Raw genomic sequence first — 22,097 nt, 5'->3', positions numbered from 1 at the left:
CCGTAGGCAATTTTGCGTAAAGCTTAATCATTGCCTTGTGAACATTTAGTGAACATAATCTCTGCGACGTGTCTCACCCCTCCGGACTCCCTTTTTAGCTGTATAATTACGTCTACTATGTTAGTGATGTAGCTCACTATTTGTTCCGGTGGAAGCCCCAAGCTTGCTTGCATCACCATGAGCTTTAACTGCTCCACAGCCATCCTGGGTGTGTCTGCGTGTAAGGTGGAAATAGAACCCGGGTGCCCAGTGTTTATGGCTCTTAGAAAGCTGAACGCCTCCGCCCCCCGGAGCTCCCCCACGATTATCCTATCGGGTCTAAGACGAAGGCAGGCCTCTATAAGATCCTGCGTAGTCACCTTAGCGCGCCCCTGGCCACCCTTAGATGCCAGCAAGTGCACCCTATTAGGATGATCTAACGCTATTTCTCTGGAATCCTCTACCGTAATTATTCTCTCGTCCTTTGGGATAACCCGCAGTGCCGCATTCGTGAACGTAGTTTTCCCGGTAGACGTACCCCCGCTGACAATTATATTCTTTTTGCTGAGTACAGCGAGCTCGATGAAGGACTTAATATCCCCCTTATTCAGGAGATCACTAAGCTTTTTGTTCACGTCCATGGCCTCGTGGCTCTGCCGTGCCACGTGGGCGAACGCACCCATCTTCTCATAATCTTCGAGCGACAACTGCACCGTTGACGGCTTCCTTATGGAGAGTACGACTTTATCACCCTCACAAGCGGGGGGAAACACCACCTGCACGCGGAAACCGTTAGGTAAAGAAGCTGACAGCAGAGGTGTTTCTTCACTCAGCTTCTGCTCGGTTGCCTGTGCAACCAACCTGCCGAGCGCCTTGAGATGCGATAAAGTTAGGCTCTCAATCCTCTCGCACCGTATCTCCCCCCTATTCTCTACCCACACCTCGCATTCTCTGTTGATTGAGATCTCATTGACCCCATCCTCTGCGAAGATGTTCTGTAGGGGCTCCAAGTATGTCTCTAACGCTGCGTATCCTGCTGTCATATGTGCACACAACACCCCACACTAATAACAAACGCGCCCCAACATTGAGCCAGGCTCTACTACCTCCGCACCGCCTCCCTAGGGAACACTATGTCCTGGTTTACAAATACCTTCATTACAGTTCCCTGGTCAACATAAATGGTAGGCTTGGTAGTATCTGCGTACTTCTTGATCAGAGACTTCATAGACTCAGAGAAATCCTTTACGGCGTCAGAAACAATCTTGACCGGAAGGGTAGATGACTTTTCCTCTTTCTTCTTCTCACCTTTCTCCTCGGTAGTGTCTTTGATTTCAGACTGCAGGGCAGGTATTTTTGAGGTCACAAAAGCAGTGCCCATAGAAACTCCTGCGAGCAGAATCGTAGACGTAAGGACGTTCCCCATCTTAGTATCGATAACCCCCGAAGTGCCATTTCTACCCAACTCATCGGTACCAGCAGAGTTTATTTGAATGTCTATACCGTGAGGCAAAATTACCCTGGACCAACTCACGGTTACCCGTGTGTTATTACCAGACGCGTCGAAGAAATAACTACCTATCAGCCTAGAGCCTTTTGGTATCATGACCATATTACCAGCTTCCGCGTATACATCCCTGGATACCACTGCCCTCAACACTCCGGGAATGTCTGAGTTTATGGCGGTCTCCAAAACTGCATCTATCATGTGCCCCTGAAGAATCACATATCCGGGATCTCCCACTCTGGTTGCCTTAACACTAGGGGATGAGGTGCCATCCAGTGTGCTCCAAGTCCTGAAACGGCTGTCAGCACCTTGGCCGCCACTATCCTCGCCTGCGCCGCTATCGCCTGCCCCTCCCAGAACTATCATGGGTGTGCCACGCTTCTCTCTGTCGTATCCCAAGAAGGAAGGCATAGGTTCAGGTATACCTCCTCCACCTGGCCGGTACGGCATAGGTATGTGCTGCGGCGGCCCATCGTCCTCCATGGAGCGACGTTGCAACTCAGGCTCAAAGAAACTGTCCGCTGCTGGAGGCAAAATCTCCTTTGTCTCCTCCACTACTGGCTCCTCTTTCCTCTTTTTTGTTATTCTAGTCAGCATTGGGAGCTCAGGTGCAGTGGGCATGACCAAAGGAGGCAGGTCAGGCAATTTCGGCGGAGGCGTCAAAATTCTCGGCGCAGTTTCCTGAGCTGGAGCCTCAGACTCCTTGAGCAACTTGTCAACATCCTGTTTCTCAATAACTGGCTGCGGCTCCTCAGATTTCTCTGTGGTACCGCTACTACGGAAGAAGGCGTAGTAGGCCATTCCAGTGATAGCGCACACTACCAGGACCACAAAAAGCTTCTTGCTTTTATGCACCCCCACTACATTGACGCTTTCCTCTACGCCATCGCCGTAGTTATTATCCTTGGTTTCGTCTGACATCCCTAAACTCAACTATTGATCAAAGCACCGTATTCACGACTTCAACGCCACTCTTGCCGTAGTCAAGGTACAGCCGCTTGTGGACTCCTTTGATTATAACGTAGCCCTTCAGTAGCAACATTCTGCATGGCACCCTTTTACCATGCCTTCCCACAGAAAACACTTTGGGAATCACTCTGTTGTTGTCATAAAACTGAAAGTATGTAAGTGACCCGTCATCAAAAGTCTTTACAGGAACTATCGTTTCATCAGCACTACTTGCAGAGTAAACATAATTCTTGCTGGTTGCATTTGGGCGTATGGTAACCTCGCCACTGTTGGGGTTTTTCGCCAAGCTTGGAGCAGACAAGTCTGCCAGACCGGCCCCTTTTAGATCAAACTCCCTGTTGTTATCTGGGTAGTAGAAACGCACCATATAGGCCATATCCGATAGGGGAGCGTCCACCCTACCTAGTTCATCAGCCACTTCTTTGTACCCCGCGCTATCGGGGCCAGCAGGCTTCGAAACAAGATCAAAAGCATAGCTCCTGCCCTTGTTGGTCTCTACCAGCATGTTTGTCTTGCCTTCCTTCTCCAATGGCATAATGAACAGTTTATTGTCTACGGGCTTTACCTTCCAGTGAACGCTGTCCCCCATAGCCATCACTTTTATGGTCTCGCCTTTGGAGAACTCTATAAACGAGTGGTACCCATGGTTAAATACAACGGTAAATATCTCGTTCGGGCTGTACACAAAGGTTTTGATCCTACTGTCTACAGATACAGGTGCACCACCGCTTACGGCAGACTGTGCCACACCTCCTGTAAAAACGACGGTCAGTAGAGTCGAGAACGCAAGAAAGTTTTTATAGAAATTCATCGTCTGCCCTATAGTAAGTAATCTGAAATCCCAGAGGGTTCACCTGCCTATCTTGATCGTTCATCTCAAGCGAAGAGTACCTGAAGGAAAGAGTGGCAATTCTATCCCTCTTGGTGATAGACCCGTTGTGGTTATTAAACTCTAAGGAAAACCTAATCTGCACGTTTCCAGTGCTAAGATGCTGTAAAGACCGCACCTTCAGGTTGCCAGATACTGCGTCCGAGTATAGCGTCATTGGGCTTGAAGGGTTGCTAGGGCGTATCCAGTTACGGAATTCACTGTAAGTCTCCTGGGAGGAGAGTAACCTCACCTTCGTGTAGTAGTTGTACTGGAAATTGTTAGGATCATACAGCTCCCTTGCCCGTACATACTCGATTATAAAGTAATTGCCCAAAACCTCGTCAGCAGAGTACTGCTTTACCGTAATCGGGTTCACTAGCGTGGTGATGCCCGACTTCTTTTCTATCTCAACCACAAACGGCTCGATTGTCCTTGTTTTGCCTATCCTAAAAATTACAAAAGTACTTACTGCAATGCAGAACACGGACAACACTACCAGAAGAAGCAAGACGTTCCGCTGAACCACAACTGAGCTGTATCTATCATGATACCAGTCATCAGTACCCGCGGAAACTGCGGCACCCCCACTTTTCTTGCCGAAACCGAACATACCCATACAAACTCGCCGAAACTAAACTAGGAAGAGGAAGACCCTTCCCGCCGATAAGCCCGCATAATACACGAACACAACCTACAACGCTTTTATTTACATCAAGTTAACAGGAAAAGCATCCTCAATTAACGTGACCTAGGCGTTCTATTTTTGTTTTTATATAGCCAATGTTACGTTCGTGAGTTCCGACCGAAAGGGGTATCATCTTTGTTACAGTGAACCCATGGTCACGCATGCCAGACACCTTACTGGGGTTGCTGGTTAGCATCTGAAACTTTGAGACTCCTAGCTCGTCAAGAATACGCGCTGCCGGCAGGAAGACTCTTTCGTCATCATCGAATCCAAGAAACCTGTTTGCGTCTACGGTATCTAGAGAGTTCTGTGTTTGCAGGTTGTAGGCGCGTATTTTGTTTGCTAGTCCTATACCTCTTCCCTCTTGAGAGATGTATAACACTATTCCGCCACTACTGCCCCCCAAGAACTGTATAGTGTGCAACAATTGGTCCCTGCAGTCACACGAAACGCTGCCAAGTAGGTCTCCCGTATAGCATGATGAGTGCAGCCTCACCACGGGGTTTTCGAAGCTCGGGTTACCTATGATAATAGCATAATGCTCTGGTTCTCCTAGGTTTGACCTGTACACAAGTATCTTGGCAACTGGTGCGTTGTGCAGGAAAAGGTCAGAGCGGCAGACCTCATGCAATCTGTACTCCTTGCGATAGCCAGATAGTGCATCGCACGCCAAACACAGTACGCCGTTTTGCGTGCACCATTGCTCCATTTCCCCATCGTTGGCAAACTCCATGTCCACGACCAGAGCGGAGGGAAGCAACTTTGCTAGCTTCACCAGGTCTATCGCGTGACAATCCAACGGGCTATTGCTGCTTGTAACCTGCGCATCGGGTGGCAGACTTGTACTAGTAGACAGCGCGGCTGCAATGTCTGCCAGTGTGAGACTGTTTGCAAGCACCCTGGACAGCGCGCACCCGCCTGCGACTGCGGCCATTCTCCTGCCGGTTAGCAGTAAGTACAACTTGCTGGAAAACTCAGTCAGCGTGGCGAAGGAGTGCTCCTCAAGCAGCTCGCTGGGGAAAACCAACGCATACTTGCCGCTCTTGTGGAGGACAACTGGCGCGCAGCGCCTTATCTCCAGTACCGCCCTCTCTACCAGATTGTTGCCAAAGCCGAAAACTCTGCCTATCAGATTCACTTGAGACTCATGAGATGGTGCGGTTAAGAAGACTCGAACTTCCAAGGCTTGTTATAGCCACAGCGACCTCAACGCTGCGTGTCTACCATTTCCACCACAACCGCGACAAATACCCGGCAATGGTAATGCAAAATAGACTTGCCTGTCAATAACTACAGCTGCTAGGTTGTGCTTCTAGAGTCAGCAGCATCTGCCCTACCACTCTGCTGTACCGCCGCAGTGTCATCACCGTGAGATATTGCAAACAGCAGCCCGTCAACCCTGTCTCCGTATATCTTGCAACGGTTAACGTAACTTAGACGGAGGCCTAGTTTCTCCACTTGTTGTTGAACATATGTGCCCGAGTGGCAGAAGAAATCTCCCTCCTTGACGAACCTATACCCCTGTCCGCTGCCCTCGCGCACCAGTGCCACAATAATGCCGCCCTTGGCCAGAGTCTTGCTAGACATCTCCAAAATTTCGCCTAGGCGTTTTCCCGAATAGTGTAGCACTTCAGTTAAGATGATGACGTCATATTCCTTGCTGTTGTCTCGCAGGAACTCGTGCATGTTTATACAGAGTAGTTCATTGTACGCCTGTCTTCCGTTTACGAAGCACTTCCTTGCAATGTCCAGCATCCTGCGGGATATATCAACCCCGGTTATGTGGCGGCCTACCCCCTTCATCTTCAGGAACTGCCCACAAACGCCAGTACCGCACCCCAGGTCTAGAACATCCAGCTCGGCAATCCTATCCCCCAGGAAATTCATGACTAGAGATCGCACATACTCGTGCCCCCTATAGTTCTGGGCGATTAGCCAATACTCGACAAAGTACTCACTCGTGTAGTTGAAGTGCTGCCTTATGATGTTTTCTGGTACCTCAGCCACCTTTTCAGGGGCTTCTATTTTCTGTAGATAATACATAGACTCCTGATGCGACTTGTCGAGCGACAACGCCTTCTCAAAGCTCTTCACCGCCCTGTTTATGTCTCGCAGCACCAGGTAACACCTACCTATGTTGTAGTAAGCGTCCGGAAGTTTTGGTCTTACCAAGCTGATAAGCCAGAATCTTGCCTTTGCGTCTTGTATATTTCCCCTGTAAAAGTGGTACAACCCCAGATCCATGTTCGTGGAGAGTAGACTCTTAGACTTATCCTTCAAGGAAGAAATGCCTTCCATGGCTGACGCGCGGCTGCTTCTTACAAGTTCAGCAACCTCTCCCGTACCTGGGAGCGAACAAAAAACCCTTGAGCACAACGACCCCAGGCCATCGCCGAAGAAAGAAAGGATTTTCCTCATACTACAACCGGTAAGACAAAACTCTCCACACCAAAAAAACCGCGAACGCCGTCGGTAAGTTCTAAGACAAAATTGAGTTTTTGCAAAGCTCTCTTTGGTGCGCAACAGAATCCGTGACATCCAGCAACCAAAGCATGCTGCCGACTCTTTGTCTTCCGTTACCCTTGCAGGGACGGGGATCAGGCTCTTTGGGATCTATTCCGCGGTGGAAGCTGCCATCACCGCAACCCTCAGGAGCAGCGCGTCCATCTACCAGAGCTTCCCTTGTTTTGTTCCTCTCCAAAGATAACCACCAAGCTATGACCGCAGCAAAACTTCTGTATTTAGCGGCGGTTATGGACGCGACATACCAAGCGCGCTCCAGCGCTTGAAGCGTGAAAAACAGCAGCGTCACCACCGTAAGTACTGCCCACGCAGAAAACCCCACAAACGGGGATTCTAGAGCAGACCCAGACTTAGTACCCAGAGTTTTTATTAACACTGCGGCTATGCACGCCGCGAAAACACACATAGAGGCCGGCACCACGCACATTGACGCTGCCACCTTGCCCACAGAGGAAAGTTCCTGCATAACAAAAGCTCCACACCACACCCTTGATTATAGCGCACGCACGCCGTATTTGTAATTAGAAAACTTGCAATCCACCTACAGAATGCCGCGGAAAGACTCGGTAACTCCACTGCTGACCACGGTATCACCACTTTCTTGCCATTCTGTTAACAGGTCTCCACCGGGCATACTTACCGTACACTTTCTTTCTGTGACTCCCAACCTTACACCCGCTATGAGTGCAGCACAGGACCCGCTGCCGCAGGAAAACGTCTCACCGGTGCCCCTTTCCCAAACCCTAAGGGTAATCTGGCTCCTGGTGACTACTTCTGCGACACATACATTGGTGCGCTGTGGAAATATGGAATTGTGCTCCACCAACGGCCCTAGTTCCTCCAGCTTGCAGTTCCTGACTGATGCCACGAAAAACACCATATGCGTATTACCCATATTCACCCCCACGGGTTGTGGGTATTTGGGAATTGACAGTGGAACCCGCAATGTGTCGCACTCGCAGGCTATAGGTATGTCCTGCCAGGCAAGTTTTGGCTTGCCTAGGTTTACTCTTATCATGCCAGTTTTGGACTTTTCCGCAAGCACTATGCGGTCTCCAATTGTCATTGATGCGCTAGTAGTACCCAGCTCATCCATCAGCAACTTACCCACGCACATTGCGGCATTGCCGCACATTTCTGCCTGGCTGCCGTCGGCATTGTGTATAGTAACCAAGCAGTCAGTACTGCTTGATCTGTATATGGTGACCACCTGGTCGCAACCAACACCGGTCCTTCTGTGAGCAATTGCTGCGTAGTCTACAACTGCATCCCCAATACTTCTGCGATCAATGATGACGAAATCATTCGCATTGCTGTGCATTTTGATAAAATTCACTGCCCAACCAACTTATGGTACGTCTAACACACGGAGCGGGATTCTACCCGTGCTGGAGCATTTTTGCAATCGAGTGGGGGAGTACTTGGTCCACCGTGATGCAACACATCAAGGTGTTTGCAGGTTCTATCTTGGGAAACGGTTCTTGGTCTACTGTGCCAGCTTCTTCTTCGACAATGCAGAGCTGCGCTTCGTTTAGTGCAGGCTCGCAAATGTCCGCACCTGGCTCATGTGCAATATCCACCACTTCCATGGCTTCCTCCGCAGATTTTGCCAGCTCATGGTGGTCGGGTTCCGCCTCTAAAGAATACAACACACACTTAGCGCTTGGCTCCGCTATAATTTTGGCAGAACATGCGTGCGACAGCGCGGGAATATGGCCTACCATTGCAGGTTTCTGACTGGGATGAGTGCCACCACCGCACATTGTGTAAGGCGCTGGTGTGGCTTGAGGTAAGGCTGCGGTTGTACGAGTTTGGTCATCTGCGTGACAAATGCGCTCGTGCCCGGGATCTGGTGGTGCAGCTCCTGTGCCGCCGCCATAGGGAATGGGGGCCTCTGCTGGACTACGTGGAGTATGATATACTGGTGCTGGAGGTGTCTGGCCATGTACGGATTTCTTGCGAAATGCTGTGGGCATATGTCCGAAGCCGGCACCCCGCACCGGCCCTGCTGCTGTGAAAAATATGACAAATAGTACAAACGCAGCGAGCACCACCTGGTACTGTTGCAGAAGCTGCATGACAGCTACGGCGTACACACGTATTCCTAATTATGAAATTGGTAAGGCGGATAGATAAGAAATTTATAATCTATCCTAATTTCTTAAGAGTTAATGTGCGCGAATCAACAGGTCGCCGCGCACAAACCTTAAACGTTCAATAACCACTTAGCTATGTGAACCTACACGCTGAAAGAGCCCTTCAGCAGCTTTGCTGCCTCACCGAACTCCTTAACGAAACTCTTCCGTATACTCTCTGGAAGAGTGATACCGAGATTGTCTTCAAAATATTTGGACAAGTCTTGCAAGCGGGAGACATAATTCCTCTTCTTGCTGGCGAACTTGCGTAGTATGACTCCGTCGAGGACCTCTATGCTGACCGCCTTGTTAAGAAGCACACAATCTATAGAGGGGTTAATTCTCAGTAGCACGCTTCTCACAGGTTCCGCGCTGAAAGCGAACATTCCCTCAATGTTGTACACCTTTATGGTATACAGGCAGGATACCTGAGACAAGCTGCCATTGCTGTACTTTTGATGCTTTACCACTTCCCACTGCACTCTCAAAGGGCTGGAGTGCCCCGGGGTGCCTGCAGGTACATCTTGCTGCATACGGCTATACCTAAAACTGAACTCTGCTCACCGCAAAAGCATACACTTTCCATAGTTAAATAATGCATAATGGTGAGATTATAGTGCCCAAATAGCGCGGCAACACTCACTTTAGTCCTTGTGGTTGTGCGACATGGGAGAGAGACGTAACTCACGACAACTTGTCCATATCCATTTTCGAACAGGATGCACGCATTGCAGGGGGCTCTGCGGTTTCTGTGTGCCCAGGACCAGCATGAGAGACGCCAGTTGTGTGAACATAGACGGGGCGCGTGCCGGTGCAAATTTAGCCAGAGTCCTGTTCGTATTGTGCGTGGTGCACGAGAACCCGCAACTGTTTCGTATTCGGTGACGCAATAGGACTTGTATTGTACGGTGTACGTGTGTACACTTCTGGGATGCTCTAAGACCCGTGCGTGCGGTTACGGGCAGCTTCATGTTGTGGTTTGTGATGAAAAGCATCAGAACGTTACCCTGGGTGCAGAATTCCAGTGTACGGGGTTGTAGGGTTCTATTAAGGGTTGACTTTAACGTTCCAGTTGAGCATGGCCAGGTGCGTGACAGGACAAGGATTGAGAGAGTTGCGCCTACGGTAGACTATCTAGTCAAAGCTGAGGCCAAGGTTATTATGGTGTCCCACTTTGGGCGCCCGAACCGCGTCGATGCGAATTTTTCGCTTGAGCCGCTGGTTGGCACAATAAGCGAGGTGTTGGGTGTACCCGTCACTTTTATAGGAGACTGTCTTGGTGAGCGGGTGTGCACTGTTGTGAACGCACTACCGTGGGGGTCTGTTGTTTTATTGGAGAATCTTAGATTCCATGCGGGGGAAGAGGAGAACGATCTTGCTTTTGCGAAGCAGTTGGCTTCCATGGCAGACTTGTACGTGAATGACGCGTTTTCCTGCTCACACAGAATGCACGCCTCAATTGACGCGATTACCAAGTTTCTCCCTTCCGCTGCGGGCCTTAACTTGCAAAATGAGCTGCACCATCTGGGCAATATTGTGAGCGAGCATCCAGTTGCCGCGGTTATTGGGGGTGCAAAGACATCTTCTAAGATACCAATGTTACGTAACCTAGCCCAGAAGGTTGATTTTCTCGTGCTGGGTGGGGGGTTATCAAACAGCTTTTTACGTGCGAGTGGCCACAAGATCGGTAATTCGATCTGTGAACCTTGCGACGATGCCGTATATGCAGTTTTGGAATCTGCCAGCAAGAACAATTGCACTGTAATCCTACCTAGGGACCACGTTGTTGCGCGTAGTTTGGACTGTGCCGCACATACAAAGGTAACTGAGGATGTGGAGGCAGAAGACTGCATTTTTGATATTGGAGAACAAACCTCTGCGGAGGTGACTGAGGTTTTGGGCAAGTGTAAAACCGTGTTCTGGAACGGGCCCATGGGGGTTTTTGAACGGGCGGCTTTTGCTGCGGGCACTTCAGGCCTAGTGCGGGACTTGGTACGTCTCAAGAAGGAGGGAGTCAGTACAATTGTAGGGGGTGGTGACAGCATATTTGCGATAAAAGCATCCGGCTATTCTGAAGAGGACTTCTCATACATCTCTACCGGGGGTGGCGCCCTGCTGCAATTTTTGAGCGTTGCGTGAATTATGCGGCCCTACGGCTCAGAGGTGGCATGTGGGTCTGTCATCATTATTCTGCGCTGTGCCACGTCCCACTATGGCGGTAAATACTATACGTTATGTTCAAGGCATACTGACACTCACGTGAGTATCGCCGCCCTGCGCTTTCCGTCCTTCCACTCTATCACTATAGTGTCGTTAGAAGCTACGGCGTCTGCAGAGCTCACATGCTGCCCGGTGTCGTCATATATAACTGCATAACCCACCGATAGAATGTGTTCTTTGTTGTAGCGGCTTATCCTCCCAATCAGGTTGTCAAGGTACTGTTGTTTTTTGAGCAAGGACACTTTAAACAGGAACTCAATTCTTTCTTGGTGCACAAGCGCACTTCTTCCTACTTCGCTTATTTTATGTCTGGTTTCAGTGAGCACTCCATACAGCTGGAGCAACCTATGCTCCTTAGCGCCCAGCACATTTCCCACAGCATTTCTGATTTTTGAAAGCTTGTGCGTGATATCGCTCACAAGCTGCTGCCTTTCCGGCAGTACAATTTCAACCGCTGCTGTGGGAGTTGGTGCACGTACGTCAGCGGCATAGTCAATTATTGTGAAGTCTGTTTCGTGCCCAATAGCAGAAACGATAGGTATCTTCGATGCGGCGGTTGTCCGTGCAAGTTCCTCATCGTTGAACGGCCACAAATCTTCCATGCTTCCCCCGCCTCTGGCCACGATTATCACGTCTGGTGGCTCCTCTAGGCTGTTAAACCCTAAAATTGCTTGCACGATCATCGTGCTTGCTTGCGATCCCTGCACCTGTACCGGCCACACTACGATGTGTGAGGGAAATCTGTGCTTAACACGGTTTAGTATGTCACGAATCACTGCCCCGGTTGGTGAGGTTATTACGCCTATCTTGAGCGGTAGGAGGGGCAGGGGCTTTTTACGTGCCTGGTCAAACAACCCCTCTTTCTCCAGCTTTTTGCGACGCTCTTCAAGCATGGCTGCCAGTTTGCCTTGGCCAGCCAACACCATTCCCTCGATCACCAATTGGTATCTCGATTGGTAGGTGCTAAGATGCCCAGTGCATATGACCTCCAACCCATTTTCGAACTGTGCATCGAGCCTGGTGCCGTTCCAACATACGGCGCTAATGACGGAATCATCGTCTTTGAGCGATAGATACACATGTCCGGAACTTGGCTTTGATAGGCCGGTTATCTCCCCACGGATTTTAATGCAATAGAACGTATCGTGCATTACCCGCCGCACTAGATCAGTGACTTCCGTTACGGTGAATTCCGGAATCATCTCAGTAGAACAAGACCTCAAAGGCATTTCCTACCTTCACTTTCATGGTTGCCACATTGTTGGGTACTCCGCTAACGGTCTTTTCGAACTGCAGCCTCGTGTTTCCAGGTATGAGTCCGTACTTGTTCACCTCTACTTTACGGGAGAATACCTTCTTGGAATTTTTGTCATAAAAAGCTAGATGCACGCCAGGAATAAAGCGCTCATCACCCGCCGTGTTCTCTATTGACCAGCTTATCTTGACCGCTAGTTCTTCTCCGTCAACACTCAGAATTTTGACCCGGGATTCCCGAAGCTTGATGTGAGAGGTGTCATAGATTTCCGCGAATCGGTACGCCTTTCTGAACCTATAAGGGACTTTCTTCTGGAACGTAGAGGAAAAGAAAAATACGAGCGGAACCATCATTACAATGAGCACACAGTCCTTCCACGTGAAAGGATCGCGCCCCCTGCCACGCCTAGCCATGCCGCCAAGTTTTGCAGCGTGTGAGCTGCTTGCAGATGGAGCTGTGCTTTCCTCAGCAGAAAAAAACCACACATTTCCACAGTTTGTGCACTTGACTTTTTTCCCTTTAGCAGGCATCTTGTCACTGGCTACGCTGTAGGTTGCATGGCAATTTTTGCACTCTATCTTCATCGCATCGGCGCCGGTAATGCGTAACAACGGGTGCACTATAGCGCATTATTCCCCATGTGTCCATTTTTATGAACGGTGATTGACCAAATAGAAGGCGGTTTCGTACCTGTTCGTCTACCCTAAACAGAGTGTGTGGCCTGCAGTTACGGGGGGTCCTTCCGGGTTGAAGCGGTTGTATGGAGTGTTGATGTATGTTAGTTTGGGCGCGTGTGCTGAGATGAATAAATCCGTGGATTTTGGAGCCGGTTTTGAATACCTGCAAAAGGTTTTTGCAGGGGAGCATCACTCCCAAGATGAGTTGCGTAGAGCAAGTGAAATGGCCATGGAGCTGTTGGATACGGGCAAAGTGCGCGCCTGCACGAAGGCTGCCTCAGGAGATTGGGTAGTCAATGGCTGGGTGCAAAAAGCTGTGCTGGCCTTTTTCCGTACACACGGCATTAACTTTATGGGCATTGCTGGGTCAGACTGGTGTAGCTGGTGCGATAAAATCCCTGCAAAATTTGCCGAGTGGGATACCGCTCATTTCACAGCTGCGAAAATCCGAGCGGTGCCTGGCGCCTATGTTCGGAAATCCGCATACATCGGGGCCGGAGTGGTGTTAATGCCTAGTTTTGTTAACGTGGCCGCCTATGTGGGTGCAGGAACCATGATCGACACATGGGCCACTGTAGGCAGCTGTGCACAAATTGGGGAGAATTGCCACATATCTGGTGGTGTGGGAATAGGGGGTGTGCTAGAGCCGGTTGGTAGTAGGCCAACAATTATTGAAGACGGGTGCTTTATCGGCGCTAGGAGCGAAGTTGTTGATGGCGTCATAATAGGGGAGGGATCAGTGCTCGCAATGGGCACATATATCGGATCCTCAACCAAGATCATTGACAGGGAAACTGGGGAAGTCACCTTCGGTAGGGTGCCGCCCTATTCTGTTGTAATTCCCGGGTGTGAGCCCACATCTGGGGGCGTGTCCCTGTATTGCGCTGTAATTGCGAAGAAAGTGTGCGATCGTACCAGGAACCGTACCGCAATTAATGAGCTCCTCAGAGAGGTTTAAGTGTCGCGGACTGATACGATCTTCGCTTTGTCAACGCCTATGGGCAAATCTGGGGTTGCGGTGATCAGAATATCTGGATGTGATGCTTTAGAGTCTATGCGGCTACTGGGCGTTAAAGAGCAGGTGTGTCCCAGAGTAGCCACGTGCAGGATCCTATATAACAAAAAACGGCAGCCGATAGATCAAGCTGTGGTACTGTATTTTCCCGGGCCAGGAAGCTTTACTGGTGAAGATGTTGTGGAACTTCAAATACACGGCAGCCTGGCGGTTATAAGATTGCTCTTTGCGGAGTTGCAAACGGTGTTTCGCATTGCTGATCCCGGGGAATTCTCATTAAGAGCGTTTTTGAATGGTAAAATTGATCTTACCAGAGCTGAAGGACTTGCTGATCTCATAAATTCTGAAACAGAAGCACAGCTGCGCCAGGCTTTTGCCCAGTCTTCAGGTTGCCTGGGGCGGCTGTATGAAGAGTGGCGCGGCAACCTTATCGATATACTTTCTGACCTAGAAGCTTATATCGATTTTCCTGAAGATGTCTCATCACAGATACTAAATAGTGTGTGCGCCAGGGTAGAAGAGCTGCGTAACTCTTTGGAGAAACACCTTGATGATGGCCATCGTGGGGAGAGGTTGCGGTATGGTATGAGGGTTGCAATTATTGGCAAGCCAAACGTGGGTAAATCCACACTTTTTAACCACCTTGCACGCAGAGATATGGCGATTGTCTCGGAGTATCCCGGCACTACGCGCGATGTACTGGAAGCGCATGTGGACATTGGTGGCTATCCGTTCATAGTTGTGGATACCGCAGGCATGCGTGAAAGTACAGATTTTATAGAGCGTGAGGGTATCATGCGCGCGAAATCGGAAGCGGAGATCGCCGACATCAAGATAGTATTATCCTCCTATGGCGAAGCAGACAATCTGGATGTGAATGAGGCAATTGAACAGGGTGATGATGGTAAAACCATCTACGTACTGAGCAAGGCTGATAACGCGCAAGAGGGAGAAACCAGGACTATAGGGGAAAGGCTGTTCCACTTAGTGTCTGTGCATGCTAACCTTGGGGTGAATAGCCTACTATCAGCGCTCAAGGAAAGAGCAGTAAGTAGTTTCCCTAAATCTGGAGACCTGCTAATAACTTCTCAGAGGCACAGAGGCCACCTACAAAGTGCGGCCACGGTAATTTCTGAAATTACAAACGAGATGCCCGCGGAGATTATTGCTGAATATCTCAGGTTAGCTACCAAGGAGATAGGTAAGATCACTGGTGCGGTATATGGGGATGACATTTTGGATAACATCTTCAAGAGATTCTGCATTGGAAAATAGCCCAAGAGCTGGGCTTGGGTCGCTAAACCCGCCAACAGGCGGGTGGCGCGCTGGTCGTACTATTGTTCGGGTGAGCGGGTACTGGCAGCTGGGCGGCATGCGTGCGCTTTATGCAGGTAGAAACTAATCCCACGCTGCCGTGCTGGCCGCACTATTGGGCATATTCTCTACGTACGAGATTATGGTGTCCACGCTTGCCATTTTCCCGTATCCCTCTTCCCCACATGCCAGAACTCCGGCTTCTGGCTCTATGATCTGCACGTTATCTTGCCTTAGAATTTCCAGATTACGCAACGTTGCTTTTGCTTCCCACATTACGGTATTCATTGCAGGTGCCATAACAATTGGTGCCCTTGTGCACATCAAAATTGTTGATGGTAAATCATCGCAAATGCCGTATGCAGCTTTTGCAATTATGTTGGCGCTTGCTGGTGCAACGAGTATAAGGTCAGAATTGCGCGGCAGCGAGATGTGCTTCATACTCGCCTGCAATGAGAAGAAGTCGCTCTCTGTATAGGTATAGTGTCCGACCAACGATGTGACAGACAAAGGAGTGACAAATTTTTCCCCGCACTTACTAAGGACGCATAATAAGTTGTGGCCCCTTCTTTTTAGTTCCCTTGCAACATCTAGCGACTTGTACGCTGCAATGCTGCCGGATATTATTAGCAGTATGTTCATGTGTGACCTATGATCAAGACACCGAAGCCCGCAGTTGGTCCGTGCCCAGATGACAAAGCCACCACGCAGAAGGCGAGAATCGGGATATTCTCGAGCATATACGATATGCCTGATGTGGACAATAAGAAAGGCGAGGTGCTGGAAAAGCTATGCGGTGGGCATAGGCTGATAGACGTTCTGTTGTATGCTCCACATGGATATGTGGACAGGACCAATACTTCACTAACGGAAGATTCAATAGGGCGTATTGTGACTTTTGTGGCCCTGGTCAAGCAGCACATACCTCCTCCACCTGGTAAAAAATCTCACGGCACACCATATAGGATTTTATTAGAATCCGAAGTTGGGCCTGTGTCGCTAATCTTTTTCAATCACTCTAGGGGATACCTTAGCAATTCTCTGAAGGTTGGGTGCCAATGCGTGGTGAGTGGCAAGCTTGAAGAGTACCGTGGTGCGCTGCAGCTTGTTCATCCAGACTACGCAACCCCCAAGCTTGACCAGATGCAGGAAATCTGCATCCTAGAGCCGCTATATTCTGTAGCAAAGGGCTTTCATTCCAGGATAATGCACAAGCTTATACAAACTTTTGTGCAGTTGTTGCCTGACTGGCAGGAATGGCTTAGACCCGATGTACTGTCACAGAATTCATGGCACAGTTGGAAAAAAAGCGTGGAAGGCATGCACAATCCGGACAGCGTGCATGATGTGCACCTTTACAAGAGCAGGTTGGCATACGACGAGTTGCTCAGCTACCACGCGGCCATGCACTTTGCTAAACAGAGCCGCGCAACTAAGGGTGTTGCTGTAAAAAGTTGTGGGGCGTACCGCAAGTTGGTAGAGGAGAATTTGGGATTTGAGCTCACCGCTGGGCAAAAGTCTGCAATTGAGGCTATCACACGAGACCAGGAATCTGAAAAGCAGATGACCGTGCTGCTTCAGGGTGATGTGGGCAGCGGTAAAACAGTAGTTGCGCTGTTTGCTATGCTCAATGCTATAGAGGGTGGTGGCCAGGTTGCGTTAATGGTGCCTACGGAAATACTGGCTGAGCAACACCACTCCCGGATCAACAATACATTATCCGGTCTAAACATTTGTGCGGAGTTGTTAACCAGCAAAACAAAAAACAAACCACTGCTCAAAGATAGGCTACTTGCCGGAGATATATGCGTACTAATTGGGACACATGCCTTGTTTCAAGAGTCAGTACAATTTCGCAATTTGCGACTTGTAGTCATAGATGAGCAACAAAGGTTTGGTGTTTTGCAGAGAATGCGCCTGGCGGAAAAGGGAGAATCTGCGGACATGCTGTTCATCAGTGCCACACCAATCCCTCGCACTTTGGAGCAAATTCTGTACGGCAACATTGATAGGGTGACGCTTTTTGAGCGGCCACGGGGCAGGCGCCCAATCCATACTAGTATTATACAAATTAGTAGGATAGATGAAGTGTGTAACCGCCTACAAAATGCCATATCGGAAGGACACAAAGCGTATTGGATATGCCCGCGTATTGTTAATGTTGAAGCTTCTGAAATGGCTTCAGCAGAGGCAAGATTTCTGTCTCTGAAGAAGATATTTAACAATTCTGTTGGTATAGCGCACGGTGCGTTGCCGCGCACTGATAGGGACAAGGCGATTAGGGCATTTCACGCTGGAGACATAAAAATACTTGTGGCCACCACAGTTATTGAGGTAGGCATTGATGTTCCTGATGCTACAATCATTGTAATTGAAAACCCGGAAAAGTTCGGCTTATCGCAGTTGCACCAGCTCAGAGGCAGGGTAGGTCGCAGCAGCAGGCAGTCTTTCTGCATACTGCTGCATGGGGATATTGGTAGGATTGCATACCGCAAACTGAGTGTGTTGCGCAGTTCTCAGGATGGTTTCTTCATAGCGGAGCAGGACCTGCTGTTGCGAGGTGGCGGCGATGTTCTTGGGTACAGACAATCCGGTGCTGTGGAGTTCAGGTTTGCAGACCCCTTTGACGTTCGCACCGTACTGAGGGCGCGCTCTGATGCCTTGCAAATGCTGAAAACCACCGAAGGCAGGGTGGTGGCCTGTAGGTTGATGGAGATATTTGGATATTCTCTGCCGGAAGTGCACTACTAGTACTGGTATGTGGGTATTACAAGTTGTCATTACTGCATTAGTGCGTCTTCCCAACGTGACGTATAACGCCGCTGTAGCTGACATAGCTGTGTTAGTGGTGGTATACACCCCCAATGCTATGGGTGGAATTACTGTTATGGGATTGCACGGCGTTTTGAAAGCGTAGATAATGTGGAGGCTCAAGGTAACGGTGGTGTCATGAAAAAAGTGGTTGTGTTCGGTGGTAGTGGGTTCATAGGTAGGCATGTGGTGAACAGCCTTGTTCTACGTGGGTACACTGTAAGCGTGTTTACCCGCAACCAAGAGAAAGCCGCGCGACTCAAGTTAATTGGCAACTTAGGGCAAGTGCAAATAATACCGGGTGACCTCTCTAACTCACTGCTGGTCGAGAAGCTGCTCGCAGAGTGTGATGTGGCCGTAAATCTTGTTGGTGGCATGAGCCCGCGCAGGGACGTGCTACGATACCTGCACGTTACTGTGCCCGGTAACATTGCAAAGCTTGCGGGACAGCACGGCAAAATGTTTGTGCACTTTTCCGCCATGGGCAGCGATATTGCCGCGAGCTCTGTCTATGCCACTAGCAAACTTGAGGGGGAAAACACCGTCAAAAGTGTCTGCAAAGATGCAGTGATATTAAAGCCCAACCTGGTTTTTGGCGATGAAGACCATTTTTTCAGTAAATTTGCAAAACTTGCCAGGATTCTCCCGTTTTTACCTATTGTAGAGGGAGATAGCCTTCTGCAACCTGTGTGTGTGGACGAGGTGGCGGAGCTTACTTCCTCAATAATAGAGAATCAAGAGACCGGGAAAACACTAGAGGTATGCGGGCCAAAAACCTACTCACTCCGGGAGTTGATGGAGTTCATTTTGCAAGCAACAGCCAGGGACAAGCCGGTGCTGGCTTTGCCTACCCTACTTGCGAAGGTGATGGCGTTTTTCTGTGAGTTTTGGCTGGTGTCCTTTTTACTCAAGCCCCTTACTGGCAGTAGTGAACCAATATTGACTACAGACCAACTGGAGCTGCTAAAGTGCCACATTACTGCCGATTGTTCCGTTAGTGGCAATGTGCGAGTGATGACCCAATCTCTCGAGGATGTTATGCCAAGTTGCCTGGAAGTATACAAGAAACGCCAGGAAGACTCTTGCGCCTAAGTGCGCGGGCACACCTTGGGTTGGTTGGAGTGGGCTGCCGGCAAGCTAGGTGACTCAGGACTCAGTTTGATGAAACGCGGACTTATGCGCTCAGTGCCGTTCCATTTCGCCTACCGGGTACATACCGGTAAAACATGCGTCGCAATATTGTGGGGAGGAGTGATCACGGGGGGCCCCACACACTGCCTTGTATAGTCCATCTATGCTAATAAAGGCTATGCTATCGCACTGCAGCATGGTGTTCAGTTCCTGTAGAGAGAGCTTATTAGCAACCAACTTAGACCGCTCTGGCGTATCGATGCCATAAAAGCATGAGTGCAATGTTGGTGGGCTAGAGATCCGCAAGTGTATGGTTTTTGTGCCCGCTTTGCGCAATAGCTCTATTACTTCTCGCAAGGTGGTGCCACGCACTATACTGTCGTCAACCAGAACTATGTTTTTTCCGCGCAAAATTGAGGAGTTCGCATTGTGCTTCATCTCAACCCCCATGCGCCGCCCGCCATCGGTTGGCTGTATGAAGGTGCGTCCCACATAGTGGTTCCTTATTATCCCAAACTCAAAGGGAACGCCAGACTTTGTTGCATACCCCATGGCTGCTGGTATGCCAGAATCTGGCACGGGCACCACCATATCTACGTTGTCAGGAGGGGGGCTCTCTACAGCAAGCTCTGCCCCAATGTTTTTACGTGCCTCATAAACCGGTACATTGTCCACGACACTGTCCGGCCTAGCAAAATATATATACTCAAAAATGCAAAAACTGCGCTTCAATGGGGGGAACGGATACGTACTGGTTAACTCGTTTGACCGGTTTATTACTACCAATTCTCCAGGTTGTATATCTCTGACAAACTCTGCCTTTACTATATCAAGTGCGCAGGTTTCCGATGCCATGACATATGCCCCATCTACGGTGCCAAGCACTAGTGGCCGTATGCCGGCAGCGTCTCTCACTCCAACCAGGGTGTTGTTTGTCATCATGACTAGAGAATATGCGCCCTTGACTTCTCCTATTGCGGGGATAACGCAATCGATAAAAGAATCAGACGGGTTTGTTGCTATCAAATGGCCAATGACCTCGGTGTCAATATCTGACAAAAATGTGCACCCCTTGCTTATTAACTTCCTGCGTAGGCTGCCGGCGTTGGTCAGGTTCCCGTTGTGTGCTATAGCCAATTTGCCAAACTTGCAATCTACTACTATTGGTTGTGCCACCGGTTTGCTGCCGCTGGTAGAATATCGTACATGCCCAACTGACAAAGTGCCGCGTAGCAAGCGTGCTTCTGGTTTTTCAAATATGCTGTTCACGTATTCGCTGCCGTGATACACAGAGAATTCTCCGTTGTCGGATGATGTTGCAATACCAAATGACTCCTGACCGCGGTGCTGCAGCGCATGCAGGCCCATTAGGCACTTCTTAGCCGCGTTGCTGTGGTTCTGTATTGCAAAAACCCCGCACTCCTCATGTATACTTGCCAGTGGCATACGCATTTGCGCCAAATCATTATCGTGTGACATTTTACCACTGTGGCGAATATCACTCTAGTACTAATCTTGCAATCCTTGCTCTACTAAATCTGGCTTGCTGTGCGTATGCAGCCATTGAGCGGGAAAAATTGGTTATTGCGTATGGTCCGAGCGTATTTTGGACACAAATCCAGGCACGTCACCATCCAGTAGCTCCGTTAGATTGGCGGAGATTTTGCGTGCCACCTGCTGTACCGCATCAAAATCGTGGAAGTCAGACAGTACATGTTCCGATAAGCTACCCACGTCTGGTCTACCCACACCCAGCCTAACCCTCCAGTACTCACGTCCAATTGCAGCATCTATGGAGCGCAGTCCATTATGCCCCGCGTTACCACCCCCTTGTTTGACTTTCACTACGCCATTACGGAGATCGGCGTCATCATGGAACACCGTTATATGCTCGGCTGGTATTTTGTGCATACTTGCGGCTTGCAAAACAGCGGCGCCTGACCTATTCATGAACGTTGCGGGTTTCATTATCATGGCCCTGTGTGAGCCAACGTTACCTACGGATACAAGGGCGCCATACTTGCTGGAGAACTCTGGAAAATTAAAATCCCGCGCTACTACATCTACGACTACAAACCCGACATTATGCCGCGTAAACTCATACTGCTTGCCAGGATTACCGAGCCCGACCAGTAACAGCACGGCACTACTTGTTTTGCTCCTGAGTTTCTGTAGTGGCCCCCTGACCCTGCGCGGGTTCTTCCGCCGCGGTAGCCGCCTCCTCTTTTTCTTCCTCCGCTGCAGTTACAGAAGAGACCGACGCAATTACAGGGTTCTCCTCTTTCATTGCAACTTGCATTGTTTTAGGCAAAGCCAGGTCACTCACGTGTATAGAGTGCCCGATGGCCAGATCTAGCAAGTCCACCTCGAAGTTTTGGGGAATTGCATCAGGGGCACAGCGGATAAGCAGAGAGCGATGCAGGATGTTAAGTGCTCCACCAAGCTTAACCCCGGCGCACTTTTGTTCATTCAAGAATACCAAAGGAACTTCTACCTTGATTTCTGCATCTCGGTCCACAAACTGGAAGTCCACGTGTGATATGGTGCCACTTACCGGATGCTTCTGGATCTCTTTAGTGAGGGCGAATTCCTCTTTCCCGTCTATGCAGAGTTTTATGAGCTGCGAAAATATGGGAAGCGTGCGGCACTTCTTCAAAAAATCCGAGTGCGATAGAGAGATATTAACAGCGGCGCGATTCTTTCCGTACACCACTGCGGGTATAAACCCAGCTGCCCTAAGAGCGCGCGCACTCCCCGTGCCACACTTTGCGCGCACAGACGCATCCACCCTTATTGTGTTGCCATGACCCATATAACCAATCCCTCTTAAAACCTTGCACCACGAAAACCGGGAATCCCCACAAGCATATAACAATACTTGCCGTGCACAAAGGAATTTTGCACAAGCTTACTGTAAGGCACTGATGTGCGACCCCAAACACGACGCATCTGCTCTACCAAAGCCTTATGGAGCCTAATTATGACGTACCACAGCAGTGGTAGCC

The 22,097-nt window shown here is 49.7% G+C and carries 22 protein-coding genes and 1 tRNA gene; 6 read left to right on the top strand and 17 right to left on the bottom strand.

The genetic code is table 11. From position 1 onward, the window contains the following. Positions 1 to 23 precede the first annotated feature (23 nt). The 11 genes from virB11 to AOV_RS04595 form a co-directional block, all read right to left on the bottom strand. A complete protein-coding gene (gene virB11 / locus AOV_RS04645; RefSeq protein ID WP_075139318.1) occupies positions 24 to 1,022 on the bottom strand; it encodes a P-type DNA transfer ATPase VirB11 in 999 nt (332 codons plus the stop codon). A gap of 59 nt (positions 1,023 to 1,081) precedes the next feature. Then, positions 1,082 to 2,407 carry a TrbI/VirB10 family protein gene (locus AOV_RS04640; protein WP_075139319.1) on the bottom strand — a complete coding sequence of 442 codons (1,326 nt, stop codon included), beginning with the start codon at positions 2,405 to 2,407 and terminating at the stop codon, positions 1,082 to 1,084. Between the two features lie 19 nt (positions 2,408 to 2,426). Next, positions 2,427 to 3,266, bottom strand: a complete 840-nt coding sequence (gene virB9 / locus AOV_RS04635; RefSeq protein ID WP_075139320.1) for a P-type conjugative transfer protein VirB9 — start codon at positions 3,264 to 3,266, stop codon at positions 2,427 to 2,429. After that, positions 3,253 to 3,942, bottom strand: a complete 690-nt coding sequence (locus AOV_RS04630; RefSeq protein WP_117374492.1) for a VirB8 family type IV secretion system protein — start codon at positions 3,940 to 3,942, stop codon at positions 3,253 to 3,255. Before AOV_RS04630 ends, virB9 begins: the two co-directional genes overlap by 14 nt. Positions 3,943 to 4,060: 118 nt before the next feature. Continuing rightward, a complete protein-coding gene (locus tag AOV_RS04625; protein WP_233497142.1) occupies positions 4,061 to 5,194 on the bottom strand; it encodes a GTP cyclohydrolase II in 1,134 nt (377 codons plus the stop codon). Then, a tRNA-Leu gene (locus tag AOV_RS04620) sits at positions 5,165 to 5,253 on the bottom strand. The genes AOV_RS04625 and AOV_RS04620 overlap by 30 nt, the downstream gene beginning before the upstream one ends. A 57-nt stretch (positions 5,254 to 5,310) precedes the next feature. Further along, positions 5,311 to 6,429 (bottom strand): methyltransferase domain-containing protein, encoded by a 1,119-nt coding sequence (locus tag AOV_RS04615; RefSeq protein WP_075139322.1) that lies wholly within the window; start codon positions 6,427 to 6,429, stop codon positions 5,311 to 5,313. A 61-nt stretch (positions 6,430 to 6,490) separates the two neighbouring features. After that, on the bottom strand, positions 6,491 to 7,000 hold the full coding sequence (locus tag AOV_RS04610) for a hypothetical protein (protein ID WP_075139323.1): 510 nt from the start codon (positions 6,998 to 7,000) through the stop codon (positions 6,491 to 6,493). Between the two features lie 75 nt (positions 7,001 to 7,075). Continuing rightward, entirely contained in the window at positions 7,076 to 7,870 is a 795-nt protein-coding gene (dapF, locus tag AOV_RS04605) for a diaminopimelate epimerase (RefSeq protein WP_117374491.1), read from the bottom strand. 43 nt (positions 7,871 to 7,913) lie between these two features. Further along, positions 7,914 to 8,630 carry a hypothetical protein gene (locus AOV_RS04600; protein WP_075139324.1) on the bottom strand — a complete coding sequence of 239 codons (717 nt, stop codon included), beginning with the start codon at positions 8,628 to 8,630 and terminating at the stop codon, positions 7,914 to 7,916. A gap of 143 nt (positions 8,631 to 8,773) precedes the next feature. Next, entirely contained in the window at positions 8,774 to 9,139 is a 366-nt protein-coding gene (locus tag AOV_RS04595) for a hypothetical protein (protein WP_233497141.1), read from the bottom strand. 514 nt (positions 9,140 to 9,653) lie between these two features. Here AOV_RS04595 and AOV_RS04590 point away from each other — a divergent pair. Further along, complete coding sequence (locus AOV_RS04590) at positions 9,654 to 10,808, top strand: phosphoglycerate kinase (protein WP_075139326.1); 1,155 nt, start codon at positions 9,654 to 9,656, stop codon at positions 10,806 to 10,808. 116 nt (positions 10,809 to 10,924) lie between these two features. On the opposite strand, the gene xseA is transcribed toward AOV_RS04590, so the two are convergent. Together xseA and AOV_RS04580 are read right to left on the bottom strand one after the other, a co-directional pair. Next, positions 10,925 to 12,118, bottom strand: a complete 1,194-nt coding sequence (gene xseA / locus AOV_RS04585; protein WP_199463060.1) for an exodeoxyribonuclease VII large subunit — start codon at positions 12,116 to 12,118, stop codon at positions 10,925 to 10,927. Further along, entirely contained in the window at positions 12,093 to 12,764 is a 672-nt protein-coding gene (locus AOV_RS04580; RefSeq protein WP_075139328.1) for a zinc-ribbon domain-containing protein, read from the bottom strand. The genes xseA and AOV_RS04580 overlap by 26 nt, the downstream gene beginning before the upstream one ends. 181 nt (positions 12,765 to 12,945) lie before the next feature. On the opposite strand from AOV_RS04580, the gene AOV_RS04575 reads away from it, so the two are divergent. Both AOV_RS04575 and mnmE read left to right on the top strand, forming a co-directional pair. Then, positions 12,946 to 13,779 (top strand): 2,3,4,5-tetrahydropyridine-2,6-dicarboxylate N-succinyltransferase, encoded by an 834-nt coding sequence (locus AOV_RS04575; protein WP_075139553.1) that lies wholly within the window; start codon positions 12,946 to 12,948, stop codon positions 13,777 to 13,779. Continuing rightward, entirely contained in the window at positions 13,780 to 15,111 is a 1,332-nt protein-coding gene (gene mnmE / locus AOV_RS04570; protein ID WP_075139329.1) for a tRNA uridine-5-carboxymethylaminomethyl(34) synthesis GTPase MnmE, read from the top strand. A 123-nt stretch (positions 15,112 to 15,234) separates the two neighbouring features. Here mnmE and AOV_RS04565 read toward each other — a convergent pair whose 3' ends face one another. Further along, on the bottom strand, positions 15,235 to 15,792 hold the full coding sequence (locus AOV_RS04565; RefSeq protein WP_075139330.1) for a phosphopantothenoylcysteine decarboxylase: 558 nt from the start codon (positions 15,790 to 15,792) through the stop codon (positions 15,235 to 15,237). A 9-nt stretch (positions 15,793 to 15,801) separates the two neighbouring features. Here AOV_RS04565 and AOV_RS04560 point away from each other — a divergent pair, with 9 nt between their 5' ends. From AOV_RS04560 to AOV_RS04555, 3 genes are read left to right on the top strand one after another with little or no spacing between them, the layout of a single operon-like run. Continuing rightward, entirely contained in the window at positions 15,802 to 17,901 is a 2,100-nt protein-coding gene (locus tag AOV_RS04560) for an ATP-dependent DNA helicase RecG (RefSeq protein WP_075139331.1), read from the top strand. Positions 17,902 to 17,908: 7 nt separating this feature from the next. Beyond that, positions 17,909 to 18,067 (top strand): hypothetical protein, encoded by a 159-nt coding sequence (locus tag AOV_RS05345; RefSeq protein WP_158543038.1) that lies wholly within the window; start codon positions 17,909 to 17,911, stop codon positions 18,065 to 18,067. A 32-nt stretch (positions 18,068 to 18,099) separates the two neighbouring features. Next, positions 18,100 to 19,053 carry a complex I NDUFA9 subunit family protein gene (locus AOV_RS04555; RefSeq protein ID WP_075139332.1) on the top strand — a complete coding sequence of 318 codons (954 nt, stop codon included), beginning with the start codon at positions 18,100 to 18,102 and terminating at the stop codon, positions 19,051 to 19,053. A gap of 90 nt (positions 19,054 to 19,143) precedes the next feature. Here the strand turns inward: AOV_RS04555 and purF are convergent, their stop codons facing one another. From purF to AOV_RS04540, 3 genes are all read right to left on the bottom strand, one after another. Next, complete coding sequence (gene purF / locus AOV_RS04550) at positions 19,144 to 20,538, bottom strand: amidophosphoribosyltransferase (protein ID WP_233497245.1); 1,395 nt, start codon at positions 20,536 to 20,538, stop codon at positions 19,144 to 19,146. A 135-nt stretch (positions 20,539 to 20,673) separates the two neighbouring features. After that, positions 20,674 to 21,234, bottom strand: coding sequence for an aminoacyl-tRNA hydrolase (gene pth / locus AOV_RS04545; RefSeq protein WP_075139334.1), 561 nt, complete (start codon positions 21,232 to 21,234; stop codon positions 20,674 to 20,676). A gap of 4 nt (positions 21,235 to 21,238) precedes the next feature. Beyond that, the gene (locus AOV_RS04540) at positions 21,239 to 21,904 is read right to left on the bottom strand and encodes a 50S ribosomal protein L25/general stress protein Ctc (protein ID WP_075139335.1); all 666 of its coding nucleotides are present in this window, start codon (positions 21,902 to 21,904) and stop codon (positions 21,239 to 21,241) included. Between the last annotated feature and the right edge of the window lie 193 nt (positions 21,905 to 22,097).

The sequence above is a fragment of the Anaplasma ovis str. Haibei genome, assembly GCF_002214625.1.
GTDB lineage: Bacteria > Pseudomonadota > Alphaproteobacteria > Rickettsiales > Anaplasmataceae > Anaplasma > Anaplasma ovis.
This window is presented reverse-complemented; position numbering and strand designations above follow the sequence as displayed.